The sequence below is a fragment of the Streptomyces canus genome (assembly GCF_001514145.1).
GTDB lineage: Bacteria > Actinomycetota > Actinomycetes > Streptomycetales > Streptomycetaceae > Streptomyces > Streptomyces canus.
Window position 1 is genome coordinate 109680 of the sequence record NZ_KQ948657.1, and the last position, 13213, is coordinate 122892.

Below are 13213 nucleotides of genomic sequence, written 5' to 3' on the forward strand. Positions count from 1 at the left end.
CCTACGTCCTCGGCACGGGTTTCAGCAACAGCCCGGCCGGCTTCAGTGTGATGCCCACCCGTGGCGTGTCGTCGGATCCGGGCACCTGCTCGAAGCGGTACTTCCGGGCCAGTGCCGCCGTGATCAGTGTCAGCTGGGCCATCGAGAAATGGTCGCTCGGGCACTTCCGGTTACCCGTGCTGAACGGACTCATGGCGTGTTTCGGCACGGCCTTGGCCCGCTCCGGACTCCAGCGCAGGGGATCGAACTCCTGGCTGTCGTCGTACGACCTCGGATCGCGCTGGATCGCATACGGGCTGTACACGATGTCGGCCCCGGCCGGAATGCGACAGCCACCGAGTTCCGTGTCCCGCACCGCCCGCCGCGTCAATATCCACACGGCAGGCCGTAAACGCATGACCTCGATCACCAGATAGTTCGTGTACGTGAGCGCCCGGACGTCCTCGAATGCCACGGGACGTCCGCCGGTGACCGATTCGACTTCCGCGCACACCTTGTCCGCGTGTTCCGGATGTGCGGCGAGAGCCTGGAGCAACCACATGACCGTGGCCGCGACGGTTTCGCTGCCGGGGGTGAGTATCGCGACGACCTGGTCGTGGACCTCCTGTTCCCCGATGGGCTCGCCATTCTCGTCCTTCGCCTCCAGCAATGCCGTCAGCAAATCGTCCGGCTTTTGACCGGATGCCCTGCGCTCGGCGACGATCTCGTCGACGAGGAGATGCAAATCGGCCAGCGCTCGATTGAACTTTCGGTTGGGCGGCAGGGGCAGCCGGTACAGCGGCCCGGCGGGTATCACCATCCGCCGGTACATGCCCCGGAAGACGGTGGCGAGCGCGACGCACAGCCGTTCGGCGCGCTCGTCCATGAAGTCCCCGCGCAGCAGACAGCGGGCCGCGACGCGCACGGCGACCCGGAAGGCCTCAGAGGTGCAGTCGACGGTCTCACCGGGCCGCCAGCGCTCGGCGAGCGCATGCGCCTCCTCCTCCATGATCGGCCCGTACGCCGGGATGGCGTCGAGCCGGAACGCGGGCTGGATGACGCGCCGCTGCCGCCGGTGCTGGGGGCCGTTCGCGGTGGCCACACCCTCCTTGCCGACCAGTCCCTCCAGGGACTCCCACAGCGGCCCGGCGATGATGAAGTCCGGATTGAGCGCCACCGCTCCGGTCAGTTCCGGGGTGGTGGGTGCGTACACCGTCTTGGGGCCGAGCCTGAGGCGTACGACATCGCCGTGCCGCCGGAGCCCGGACATGAAGCTCAGCGGATCGCGGACCATCCGCCAGCCGTGGCCGAGGACGGGGACGCGCCCGCCCGCGAACGGCGGCTCACGCAACTCGGGAGCCACCGTGGCTTCGGGTTTCACGGATTCGACGGTCATTTCTCACCTGCCGCTTCGTTGTTGACGTACGGGGGCGTGGACCGGTCGTCCCAGCTGTCGACCATGTAACGGCCGGACTCGTGGTGGAACCAGTAGACGGTGCTGAACCAGTTGCGCATATTGCGGACGCAGGCCCGGACGGCGACGCTCAGTTCCCTCCCCCGCGCGGTGCCGTCGTCGAGGCCGTCGGCGAAAAGGAGGGCGTCGGCCTCGGCGACGAGGAATGCGTCCACACATTTCTCGAGCAGCCGCCGCATTTCCCGGATCGCCTCTTCGAGAGTCAGCCCCTCGTGCTTGATGAGACTGATGCCGAGATTGTGGACCTCGTCTCCCGCGATTTCCTTGGGCAGCGAACAGAGGTCGTTGTACCAGGCGGCGAATTCCTGGCTCAACAGCGCCGCCCGCCGGTACGCCGGGTGTTTCCTTATCCGGTCCGGGAGTTCACGTCCCGCGCACGGCTCCAGCAGATCCGTCCAGATCCAGTGCGCGAAGGTGAGGCGGCGCAGTGCCAGGTATTCACCGACCGGTGGGATGATTCCCCGGGTACGATTGCGGAATTCCCGGTCGTAGGCCTCGATCACCTCGTGGAAGTGTCCGGCGAACCTGGTGTTCCATGTCCGCGGCAGGAACGAGTACAACCGCACCATGCTGTCGGCGAAGGCGGCGACCAGCGGATCCTCGTGGTGCAGATGATCCCGAGGGGAATCGAGCGCCGCGTGCAACCGGAACCTCAGCCGCCGCCACGCGCGCGGACGGCGGTGGACGATGTCGCGGTCGTGCCGGTCGTCCCAGGCGAAGAACCACGCGCTGAAGTCCGCTATCGCCTGGAGGACCGTGTCCGGGGCGCCGAGGTAGTACCCCGCCATGAGGTCCGTGTAGCACAGTCCGTCGGCATATTCCGTCACCTTGTCCGCCGGCATGAGCCGCTTTTCCAGAAGCCAGGTACGGGTGTTCTCCTGGAGCCTGGGCCAATACGGATGCAGTTGCCTGGGAAACGCTGCCTCGATCACCGGGAGAGAGAGCGACGGTGGAACCGCGATCGCCGTCGGCGTCGATGTGGTGCTGTGTGGGAAAGCAGGCACGAACAAACCCCTTCCAGCCGCCAGTTGACGCATGCCCCTGCCGCTGAACCGGGCGTGCGCCGTTGCGTATCCCCGCACTTCCCATTCAGCACCACAACTGACCATTCTGGGAACGCATTTGCTTCATTCACCACCCCGCAGTGTCGGAATTCTCCCCATGTGTGACTCGAATCGGATCACCATGTGAGCACATCCGATCGAACGTGCGACGCACATGCGAACGGCGCCTGTTCGGGGAGTGATTCCTGAACAGGCGCCGTGCGGGCGGGAGTTGTGGGGCGTCAGTCGTTCGCGACCACGGGGTAGCGGGGCTCGTTCTCGGCCATCTGCCGCAACGCGTCCTTGCGTTCGCGCTTGGAGAGCCGGTCGATGTAGAGGTAGCCGTACAGATGGTCGGTTTCGTGCTGCAGACACCGGGCGAAGTAGCCGGTGCCGCGGACCTTGACCGCGTTGCCCTTCTCGTCCTGCCCGGTGACCTCGGCGTAGTCGGGGCGGGCGAGCGGCGCGTACGCGGTGGGCACCGACAGACAGCCCTCGTTGCTGTCGTCGAGGCGGCGCTTGTCCGCGGGCAGGTCCACGAGCTTCGGGTTGCAGACGACACCCACGTGCCGTCGGCCCTCGTCGTCCTGGCAGTCGTACACAAAGACCTTCAGGTCGACGCCGATCTGGTTGGCGGCGAGGCCGACGCCCTCGGCGGTGCGCTGGCTGGCGAACATGTCCGCGACCAGCTGGTCGAGCTCCTCACCGAACTCGGTGACGTCCTTGCACTCCTTGTGCAGCACGGGGTTCCCGACGACGGTGATGGGCCGCGAGGTGCCGCGCTCACGCCAGGCGTTCTCCCGCTCCTCCGTGTCCTCGGTGTCGATGACGAACCCCTCGTCGTCGACGGGGAGCACGCCCGCGTGCTGCTGATCGGTGTCCTGCTGGGCCATGACCTACGGATCGCCTTCCTGCACAAACAAAGAACAAAGAGGGTGTGACGCTGATACAGGGTACGGCGAACGGTCAGCAGACCTCTTCGAGATCCCGCCAGTCCCTGGAGTCCGGACTGTCCGCGACCCAACCGTCCAACAGTCCCCGAACCAGCGAGGCCGGCGCGGCCACCCCGCACTCCCGCTCCGGCACCCACAGCTGACCGTCCGTGCGATGCCCCAGCGGCCCCGGGTGTCCCGGTTCGCTGTGGTCGTGGGGGTCCAGGTGCTCCCCGTCGCCCTCGTCCGACGGCATCCGCGACTCGGAGCACATCCGGCACAGCAACCGCACCGACGACGACCAGTCCTCCGCCGCGAACCCGGCGTCCGCCGCGAGCTGCTCCAGCGCGTCCCGGTCCGCCTCGGTGGCCGCCTCCAGGAGCACCACCCAGGTGGGGACGGGTGAGGGAGCCCACAGCTCGATCTCGTCGAAGACGGGATACGCATGCCCGGACGCCGTGGTCCGCTCGCCGTGCGGCACCCCGTCGTGCAGTACGACCTCGCCCCACCGCCGCCCGGAGGACGGCAGCGGGATGGACAGCACCTCGATACGGGCCGGGTCGAGCCGCCGCCCCCAGACCACCTCGGCCTCCCCCTCGGGAGACAGCCGCACGGCCGCGCTGCCGAGGTCCATGCCGAGCGGCTCACCGGCGTCGGTGGCCCCACCGGGCACCCGCAGCCCGTACGCCTGCCAGGCCCGCCGCGCCAGCGACCAGTCCTGGAGCGCGGTCGCGGCGATGCCGACGTTCCACCAGTCGGGCGCCCCGGTCTCCCGGTCGAGCAGCGCCACGGCCCTGAGGCCCGCGGCCCGCGCCTGCTCCCAGTCGTGCCGGAACTTGTGGAGCAGGGCGAGGTTGAACCAGGACTCGGACAGCCACGGCTCCAGGTCCGCGGCACGTGTCAGCAGCGCGCCCGCGTCCTCGTACCGGCCGTCGCCGATCAGCGTGAACGCGCGGTCCGTGGCCTGCCGCCAGGAGGCGGAGGGCCGGTGCCGTCCCTTGCCGAAGATCCTCACGATTCCCGCCTGCCAGTTCCGTCGAGTGGGCTGGCTGTGCCCCCGGACACCCTCTCTCTCGCATCCAACCACGTGTGCTTGGAAGGGCGCTCATTACCCATGGGTTACCCCGTCGCGGGGGAGGTCAGACAGTCTCTCGACAGCACCCTGGCCAGCGCCTCCACGACCTCCGGAGCGTAGTCCCCCGCGGTGCCCAGGCGCAGCTCCTCGAGCGCGGTCAGTGGACCGCCGGGTCCGGCGTCACGCGCCTTCTCCTCGTACGCGTTCACGGCCCGCACGATCCGCGCGGCCAGCGGCTGCTCCCGGCAGGGGTCGGCCTGCCGCTCCACGACCACGGCGACGGCCGCGTCCACGCCCGTCTGCCGTACGACGGCCCCGCCGAGGAGCGCGATACGGCGCTGTTCTGCCAGGGGCAGGCTCGCGGTGGCGCCCGCGGGCACCGGGTCGACGAGGCTCAGCTGGCCGATGTCGTGCATGAGGGCGGCGTACTCCAGGACGGTGAGTTCGGGCCGGGACAGTCCCAGGTCGCGCCCGACCTCCCGGCTGAGCGCGGCGACCCTGTGGGCGTGCCCGGCGGGCGTGTACCCGGCTATCTCGGTGGCACGGGCGAGGGAGGCGATGGTCTGCCGGTAGGTGCAACGGACGGCGGCGTACCGGCGGACGGAGAGCTGGGTGAGCAGCAACGGCACCGAGAACACGGGCAGCGCCCACAGTCCCGCGACGGCGACCGCGAGCGCCATCACGGCCCCGGTGGCCACGACGGCGGACCCGATGCCGAGCAGGGCCCGCAGCTCGTCCCTGAGCAGCGGGCCGAAGGGCCAGCGGGTGCGGGAGTGCGCCAGGGCCGCCGCGAGCACGGCGTCGCACAGCGCGGTGAGCGAGAGCAGGGCGAGCAGGAGCAGGGCGTACGCGGGACCGCCCCACTGTGCGAAGGTCCCCTGGTTGTACAGGGGTTGGAAGCACACGGCGGCGAATCCGACGGTCAGGACGCGGCGGGCGAGCTGGTCGGCGAGGGGGCCCTGTCCGCGTCCGACGTGCGGCACGCTGCCGACGAGGGAGGCGGCGAGCACGACGGTGACGACCTGGGCGGCGCCGTGATGCGTGGGCGCACCGGCGCTCTCGCCGAGCAGGGCGTAGGACAGCGCCCCGGCGGCACCGAGGGGTGCGGCCTCCCTGACATGGGGACCGCTGCGCCGGTTGAGCTCACCGACCGCGATCAGCACCCCGAAGGTGAGGGCGGTGCCGCGCTCCTCGAGACCGGTCCAGAGGACGAAGGCGAGCGAGCCGGTGGCGAGGAGAGCGGCGGAGGTGTGGACCAGGGTGAGGATCGGCGGCACCCGGCAGGACGTCTTCGGCGCGCACCGGGCGCTCACCGGCGGGCTCCCGTCGGCCCCGGGACCGCCGGACGGGGACGCGGCACACCGGGCTCGTCGGCCGTGACCGCCGGATGCCACCCGTGCCGGGACAGGGCGTGGACGAGGGCCGTCACCATCCGTGGGTCGAACTGGCTGCCCGCGCACCGCTCCAGCTCCTCCAACGCGGCGCAGACGGGCCGGGCCCGCCGGTAGGAACGGGTGGACGTCATGGCGTCGAAGGCGTCGGCGACGGCCACCACTCGTGCGGACTCCGGGATCTGGCCCCCTGTCAGTCCGTACGGGTACCCGCTCCCGTCCAGCCGCTCATGGTGGTGCAGTACGGCCGCCCGGGCCTCCCCGAGGAAGGAGATGCCCCGGACCATCTCGTGCCCGTACTCGGGATGCAGCTCGATGATCCGCCGCTCCTGAGGGGTCAGCGGCCCGTCCTTCCTGAGGAGCCGCGTCGGCACGCCGAGCTTCCCGACGTCGTGCAGGATCCCGGCGAACCGCAGCACCTCGATCCGGTCGTCGTCCATGCCGAGCTCCCGCGCGATCATCATCGACGCCTGCCCGACCCGCTCGCTGTGCCCGCGCGTGTACTCGTCCTTGATGTCGACGGCCTGCACCAGCGCCCGGATGGTGGCCTGGTGGGCGGCGCGCTCCCGGTGGTACTGCGCGAACACCCACCACGACACGCACATCGGCAGCAGGACGAGCAACGCGGCGACGGGACCGTAGGGACTGCGCCACAGGACGGCCATCATGAGTCCGGCCAGCCCGTGTACGGCGACGGGGGCGAGGGAGCGGAGAAACAGGCCGCGCCAGGCCCGCCGTACGGGAATCCTCCCCCACTGCCCGAAAGGCGTGGGAGGTGCCCCCACGGCGAGCGCCAGGATCCCCCCGTCCAGCAGGCTCAGCACCAGGCAGAAGACGAGCACCGCGACCACGGCCGGGACCAGCGCGTACGGGAAGTCGGAGGCCAGGACCGTGTCCCGGCCGCCCATCGCCCCGTGCACCCGTGCGGCCGCCCACACCCCCACCGTGAGCTGCGCGGCCCGCCAGACACGGCGCAGCCCACGCGGGCGCTGTTCGACCGGGGACAGCAGCGCCCCCGGCAGGGCCACGAGGGCGGCGGCCGGGGGCGGCAGCAGAAAGGCGCCGGCGAGCAGGACGGGGTAGAAGGTGCCGGCGAACCGCCGGTGGGCGGCGGCCTGCTCACATCCGGCGGAGAGCGCCGCGAGCAGCGCGACCTCCCACCAGGGGGTGCGTACGGCCGGCAGCGGCAGCAGACAGAGCAGTGCGGCTACGGCGACACAGGCGACGTACGCACGCGCCCGTGCCGGTACCGCCTCCATATCTCGCCCCTCCAGCCCCAAGTCCGCACAGCTGTGAGGAGCCTAGGACGGCGAGGGGAGGCGGTGTGGGCCGATCACCTGCCGATTAGCACGTTCGAGTGAACGGCGACCGGACTGCTCAGGACTCCTGCGGTGTCGCCGGCGACGCCGTCACGTCGTGCTCGGGCACGGCCTGTCCGGAGCGGATCAGGTCGAGCCGCCCCAGCACCTTGGAGCGCAGGTCGGTCGGCACGTCGTCATGGCCGCAGCACCGCTTGACGAGCTTCTTCACGGCCTCTTCGAGACCGTACTTCTCCAGGCACGGAGAGCACTCGCTGAAGTGCTGCTTGAACTTGACGCGGTCGACGTCCGGCATCTCACTGTCGAGGAACTCGTAGAGATGATCGAGTACCTCACTGCAGTCCGTCTCGTGCGGCTCTCCGCAGCTCATGAGCCCGAGCCTTTCGCTTCGTTCGACTCTCCGGCACCGGCCGGGACGAGCCCGCGCTCACGGGCGTAGTCCTCGAGCATGCCGCGCAGTTGACGGCGGCCCCGGTGCAGTCGGGACATCACCGTTCCGATGGGTGTCCCCATGATGTCCGCGATCTCCTTGTACGCAAAGCCCTCTACGTCAGCGAGGTAGACGGCGATGCGGAATTCCTCGGGGATCGCCTGGAGCGCTTCCTTCACGTCCGAGTCGGGCAGGTGGTCGAGCGCCTGCGACTCGGCGGAGCGCAGACCGGTCGACATGTGCGACTCGGCGCGGGCGAGCTGCCAGTCCTCGATCTCCTCGGCCGCGGAGCGCTGGGGTTCGCGCTGCTTCTTGCGGTACGAGTTGATGAACGTGTTGGTGAGGATCCGGTACAGCCACGCCTTGAGGTTGGTCCCCTCGCGGAACTGGTGGAAGGACGCGTACGCCTTGGCGTACGTCTCCTGCACCAGGTCTTCGGCGTCGGCCGGGTTGCGCGTCATGCGCAGAGCGGCCGAGTACATCTGGTCGAGGAATTCGAGCGCGTCCCGCTCGAAGCGCGCGGTGCGCTCCGCAGTCGACTCCGTGCTCGCGCCCTGGCCCTCGGGCTGCTCCGCCTGGCCGTTGTCGGTCCCTGCGTCGATCCCAGTGACCGGACCCACCTCCTCAAGATTCCGGGCAGCACCGAAACCGGTGCCACCGGAATTGGAGGATAGACGACTACCCGTCCCGCCCGCCCCTCGAATCGGGGTGGTCTTGGCCGCATGCAGCACCGTCCAGTCCAGGTCAGCGCGACTGGTGCGCCTCGGGCAGAAGGTCGAACCCATGCGGCGGACTTCCTCTCCTACGACGGTCGGCGCTGCTCTTCAGCGCTTCTGTCCGCCTCAACAGAGGTCCGCGGCTCAGCATTCCCGGGCTTTCACCCCAGTGACCCGACCCACTTCACCACCGCGTCCGTGATGACCGTCACGGCCTCCTCCTGAGTGATCTGCGCCCGCTTCGGCACGACGAAGCCATGATCGCCGTAGGGCACCTCGGTCAGTTCGAAGGATCCGTCCGGGAACTCCTCCGGCTTCCCGAACGGGTCGTTGCCGCCCTGTACGACCAGGGTGGGCACCCCGGATCCGAGCAGCTCCCCGGCGCGCGACTTCTCCGGCCTGCCGGGCGGGTGCAGGGGGAAGCTCAGGGCGAGGACGGCGGCGGCGCCCAGCTCCACGGCCGTACGGCAGGCGACCCGGGCCCCGGCACTGCGCCCGCCGGAGATCACCGGCAGGCCGGGCTCCTCGAGCGAGGGCCAGACGCCCCGCCATCCCACGTCCAGCGTCTTCGGCGCGGGCGCGACCTTCTTGCCGGCCACCCGCCAGGGCTGCTCGACCAGAGCGACGCTCACGCCATGGCCGGGGAGCACCCGGGCGAGCGCCTGGAGGTCCCGTGCCTCGATGCCGCCGCCGGCGCCATGGCTCACGGCCAGCACGAGCCGCGGCCTGCGCGCCGGGTGCCAGGTGATGCGGGCGTCCCCGGCCTCGGTGCTGATGATCTGGGTCTTCACACCAGAAGGCTAGAAGAGAGTGCCCTCTTCCGGCCCGTCCAGCTCCTTGAGCAGCTCCGGCCCGTTGTTGCGGACGTTGCTGACGGCCGTGCTCACCGGGTAGGCCCGCATCAGTCCCTCGGGCGGCGGCGCGAGCAGGTTGCGCAGGTCGTCGAGGTCGGTGCGGGACGGGTCGAGCCAGGTGTCCCAGCGGTCCGGGGTCAGCATCAGCGGCATCCGGGGGTGGATGTCGGTGAGGGAGCGCGGGCCGTCGGCCGGGGAGACCGCCAGCGGGCCCGTCTCCGCCTCGGTGGTGATCACGGAGCAGGTCGTCCACCAGGCCTGCGGATGGTCGTCGGGCAGGGTCTTGTCGCGCCAGAACTCGTACAGGCCGGCCATCGCGAACACCGAACCGTCCGCGGGCAGCACGAAATAGGGTTGCTTGCGCGGCCGCTTCTTCTTCCCCTCGACCTCCAGCTCCCGCTCGCCGGACCCGGTGACCCACTCGTAGTAGCCGTCGGCCGGGATGATGCAGCGGCGGGTGGCGAAGGCCCTCTTGTACGACGGCTTCTCGTGCACGGTCTCCGCGCGCGCGTTGATCATCCGGGCGGCGCCCTCGGGGGTCTTCGACCAGCTCGGGACCAGTCCCCACTTCAGCTTCCGCAGCTGCCGAACCGGTCGCGGGTCCTCGACGTCCTTGAGGGGGCGGTCGAGGACGGCGTAAACCTCCTTGGTCGGGGCCACGTTGTAGTCGGGCTCGAGGGTCTCCTCGGGCTCCCACTTCTCGATCTCAAAGATTCCTGCGAGATCCTCGGGCCCACGACTCGCTGCATACCGTCCGCACATACGTGCCACACTGCCAGACTCCGTACGAGGAGAGGGAGCCACCGGGAAACATGGACAGCACCGCATCGACCGCGCTGCCCGACCTCTGGGACCGCCTCGTCGGCCTGCAGCCCGACCCCGACCTGTGGGTGGTCCTGGCCACCATGGTGGCGGCGCTCGCCATAGTTGTCCCGCACACGCTGTGGCGGCTCTCGCGCAACGCCATCACCATCGCCCACGAGGGTGGCCACGGCCTGGTCGCCCTGCTCACGGGGCGTCAGCTCACCGGCATACGGCTGCACTCCGACACCAGCGGACTGACGGTCAGCCGGGGCAAGCCGCACGGGATCGGCATGATCCTCACGGCGGCGGCCGGTTACACCGCTCCCCCGCTGCTCGGCCTCGGCGGCGCCGCCCTGCTGGCCGCCGGCCGGATCACCCTGCTGCTCTGGGCGGCGACGGCCCTGCTCGTGGTGATGCTGGTGATGATCCGCAACGCGTACGGGGCGCTGACGGTGGTGCTCACGGGCGGCACCTTCGTCATGGTGTCCTGGCTCGCCGGGTCCCAGGTGCAGGCGGCTTTCGCGTACGCCGTGGTGTGGTTCCTACTGCTCGGTGGGGTGCGTCCGGCCTTCGAGCTCCAGGCGAAGCGTGCGCGGGGCGGGGCGGGTGATTCGGACGCGGACCAGCTCTCCCGCCTCACGAACGTCCCGGCGGGGCTGTGGCTGTTCCTGTTCCACGCGGTGAGCCTGTGCTCCCTGATAGGCGGCGGAAGGTGGTTGCTGGAGGTGTGATGCAGCCCCAAAGGGGCGCATCACAGGGGCGCGGGGAACTGCGCGACCAGCCACGACGGCGCTGCACCCGAAAGACGACCGCCACTAAAGTGGACCCCATGGCCTCGAACCCCGCAGACACCGCCCTCTGGCCCGCCCCCCACGCGAGCGCAGCCGTCGACGCGACGGTCCACGTGCCGGGGTCGAAGTCAGTCACCAACCGAGCCCTCGTACTGGCCGCCCTCGCCTCCGAGCCCGGCTGGCTGCGCCGCCCGCTGCGTTCCCGGGACACCCTGCTGATGGCGGGCGCCCTGCGGGCGATGGGCGTGGCGATCGAGGAGGGCGTGGGCCCCGACGGCTCGGGTGAGGCCTGGCGGGTGCTTCCGACGGGCCTCGCCGGCCCGGCCACGATCGATGTCGGCAACGCCGGCACGGTGATGCGCTTCCTGCCACCGGTCGCCGCGCTCGCCGACGGCCCGATCCACTTCGACGGCGACCCGAGGTCGTACGAACGCCCCCTGAACGGTGTGATCGACGCCCTGCGCGTCCTCGGCGCGCGGATCGACGACGACGGCCGTGGCGCGCTGCCGCTCACGGTGCACGGCGGGGGTGCCCTGGACGGCGGCCCGGTCGAGATCGACGCGTCCTCGTCGTCCCAGTTCGTGTCGGCGCTCCTGCTGTCCGGCCCGCGCTTCAACCAGGGCGTCGAGGTCCGCCACGTCGGCGCCGCCCTGCCGTCGATGCCGCACATCCGGATGACCGTGGACATGCTGCGCGCGGTGGGCGCCCAGGTGGACACCCCGGAGTCGGGTGGCGAACCGAACGTCTGGCGGGTCACGCCGGGTGCCCTGCTGGGCCGGGACCTCACCGTCGAGCCCGACCTCTCCAACGCCCAGCCGTTCCTGGCGGCGGCGCTGGTGACGGGCGGCAAGGTCGTCGTCCCGGACTGGCCGCACCGCACCACCCAGCCCGGTGACCGGCTGCGCGAGATCTTCACCGAGATGGGCGGTTCCTGCGAACTCACCGAGTACGGCCTGGTGTTCACCGGTTCGGGTGCGATCCACGGCATCGATGTCGACCTCGGCGAGGTCGGCGAGCTGACCCCCGGCATCGCGGCCGTGGCGGCCCTCGCGGACTCCCCCTCCAGCCTGCGCGGGGTGGCCCATCTGCGCCTGCACGAGACGGACCGGCTGGCCGCGCTCACCAAAGAGATCAACGAACTCGGCGGTGACGTCACCGAGACGGCCGACGGTCTGCACATCCGCCCGCGCCGGCTGCACGGCGGGATCTTCCACACCTACGAGGACCACCGCATGGCCACGGCCGGCGCGATCATCGGCCTCGCGGTCGAGGGCGTACAGATCGAGAACGTCGCGACGACGGCCAAGACGCTGCCGGACTTCCCCGGCATGTGGAGCGGGATGCTCGGGAGCGAGAAGGCGTAGGGGACTCACGCCATGCGCCGCTACGGCAAGCACACCGACGAGGACGACATCCGCAGCCGCCCGAACCGCAAGGGCAACCGGCCTCGTACGAACATCCGCCCCAAGCACGAGGAAGCGGTCGAGGGCATGGTCCTCACCGTCGACCGGGGCCGTCTGACCTGTCTGGTCGACGGCAGGGTCGTCATGGCGATGAAGGCCCGCGAACTGGGCCGCAAGGCCGCGGTCGTCGGAGACCGGGTGGACATCGTCGGCGACCTCTCCGGCGAGAAGGACACCCTGGCCCGCATCGTCCGCATCTCGCCGCGCACCTCGGTCCTGCGCCGCACGGCGGACGACGACGACCCGTACGAGCGCGTGGTCGTCGCCAACGCCGACCAGCTCGCCATCGTCACGGCTCTCGCCGACCCGGAACCCCGCCCCCGTCTGATCGACCGCTGCCTGGTGGCCGCCTTCGACGGTGGCCTGACTCCCCTCCTGGTCCTGACGAAGTCGGACCTGGCCCAGCCCGACAAGCTGCTGGAGCTGTACGGCCACCTGGACATCCCGTACGTCGTCACCAGCCGCGAGGAGTTGGAGAACGGCGGCGCCGCGGACGTGGTGCGCGAGCACCTCGACGGCAAGATCACGGCCTTCGTCGGCCACTCGGGCGTGGGCAAGACGACACTGGTCAACACGCTGGTCCCGGTGGAGCAGCGCCGGGTGACGGGTCATGTGAACGCGGTGACCGGCCGCGGCCGCCACACCACGACCTCGGCGCTGGCGCTTCCCCTGGCGGGCGACGCCGGCTGGGTGATCGACACCCCGGGCGTACGGTCGTTCGGCCTCCACCACGTGGACCCGTCCCGCGTGATCCTCGCGTTTCCCGACCTGGTACCGGGAACCGAGGGCTGTCCGCGCGCGTGCAGTCATGATGAGCCGGACTGCGCGCTGGACGCGTGGGTGGCCGAGGGGCACGCCGATCCGGCCCGGCTGTACTCCCTGCGACGGCTGCTCTCGACGCGGGAGCGGACCGAAGGGGACTGAGAGAGGGCCGGGGGCCCG

General features: G+C 70.4%; 13 protein-coding genes. 3 read left to right on the forward strand and 10 right to left on the reverse strand.

The genetic code is table 11. From position 1 onward, the window contains the following. Position 1: 1 nt before the first annotated feature. The 10 genes from AQJ46_RS05350 to AQJ46_RS05395 all read right to left on the reverse strand — a co-directional run bounded on the left by AQJ46_RS05350 (position 2) and on the right by AQJ46_RS05395 (position 9975). The gene (locus AQJ46_RS05350) at positions 2-1375 is read right to left on the reverse strand and encodes a bifunctional albaflavenone monooxygenase/terpene synthase (protein WP_059204515.1); all 1374 of its coding nucleotides are present in this window, start codon (positions 1373-1375) and stop codon (positions 2-4) included. Then, positions 1372-2490: an epi-isozizaene synthase gene (gene cyc1, locus AQJ46_RS05355; protein ID WP_404828374.1), complete on the reverse strand. Its 1119-nt coding sequence runs from the start codon at positions 2488-2490 to the stop codon at positions 1372-1374. The genes AQJ46_RS05350 and cyc1 overlap by 4 nt, the downstream gene beginning before the upstream one ends. A gap of 248 nt (positions 2491-2738) precedes the next feature. Further along, the gene (def, locus tag AQJ46_RS05360) at positions 2739-3389 is read right to left on the reverse strand and encodes a peptide deformylase (RefSeq protein WP_057612213.1); all 651 of its coding nucleotides are present in this window, start codon (positions 3387-3389) and stop codon (positions 2739-2741) included. Positions 3390-3462: 73 nt separating this feature from the next. Continuing rightward, the gene (locus AQJ46_RS05365) at positions 3463-4443 is read right to left on the reverse strand and encodes a tetratricopeptide repeat protein (protein ID WP_057612214.1); all 981 of its coding nucleotides are present in this window, start codon (positions 4441-4443) and stop codon (positions 3463-3465) included. A 104-nt stretch (positions 4444-4547) separates the two neighbouring features. Continuing rightward, positions 4548-5816: an HD-GYP domain-containing protein gene (locus AQJ46_RS05370; RefSeq protein ID WP_059204517.1), complete on the reverse strand. Its 1269-nt coding sequence runs from the start codon at positions 5814-5816 to the stop codon at positions 4548-4550. Then, complete coding sequence (locus AQJ46_RS05375; protein WP_059204518.1) at positions 5813-7153, reverse strand: HD-GYP domain-containing protein; 1341 nt, start codon at positions 7151-7153, stop codon at positions 5813-5815. Before AQJ46_RS05375 ends, AQJ46_RS05370 begins: the two co-directional genes overlap by 4 nt. Positions 7154-7271: 118 nt before the next feature. Then, positions 7272-7583 (reverse strand): mycothiol system anti-sigma-R factor, encoded by a 312-nt coding sequence (rsrA, locus tag AQJ46_RS05380; RefSeq protein ID WP_059204519.1) that lies wholly within the window; start codon positions 7581-7583, stop codon positions 7272-7274. Next, the gene (gene sigR, locus AQJ46_RS05385) at positions 7580-8263 is read right to left on the reverse strand and encodes an RNA polymerase sigma factor SigR (protein WP_007384596.1); all 684 of its coding nucleotides are present in this window, start codon (positions 8261-8263) and stop codon (positions 7580-7582) included. Before sigR ends, rsrA begins: the two co-directional genes overlap by 4 nt. Before the next feature lie 257 nt (positions 8264-8520). Then, a complete protein-coding gene (locus tag AQJ46_RS05390; protein WP_059204520.1) occupies positions 8521-9150 on the reverse strand; it encodes an alpha/beta hydrolase family protein in 630 nt (209 codons plus the stop codon). A 9-nt stretch (positions 9151-9159) separates the two neighbouring features. Then, positions 9160-9975: an SOS response-associated peptidase gene (locus AQJ46_RS05395; RefSeq protein ID WP_059204521.1), complete on the reverse strand. Its 816-nt coding sequence runs from the start codon at positions 9973-9975 to the stop codon at positions 9160-9162. A 50-nt stretch (positions 9976-10025) separates the two neighbouring features. Here AQJ46_RS05395 and AQJ46_RS05400 point away from each other — a divergent pair, with 50 nt between their 5' ends. The 3 genes from AQJ46_RS05400 to rsgA all read left to right on the forward strand — a co-directional run bounded on the left by AQJ46_RS05400 (position 10026) and on the right by rsgA (position 13195). Continuing rightward, a complete protein-coding gene (locus tag AQJ46_RS05400) occupies positions 10026-10748 on the forward strand; it encodes a M50 family metallopeptidase (RefSeq protein WP_059204522.1) in 723 nt (240 codons plus the stop codon). A gap of 98 nt (positions 10749-10846) precedes the next feature. After that, the gene (gene aroA / locus AQJ46_RS05405; protein ID WP_059204523.1) at positions 10847-12172 is read left to right on the forward strand and encodes a 3-phosphoshikimate 1-carboxyvinyltransferase; all 1326 of its coding nucleotides are present in this window, start codon (positions 10847-10849) and stop codon (positions 12170-12172) included. A 12-nt stretch (positions 12173-12184) separates the two neighbouring features. Continuing rightward, a complete protein-coding gene (gene rsgA, locus AQJ46_RS05410) occupies positions 12185-13195 on the forward strand; it encodes a ribosome small subunit-dependent GTPase A (RefSeq protein ID WP_059204524.1) in 1011 nt (336 codons plus the stop codon). Positions 13196-13213: the final 18 nt, after the last annotated feature.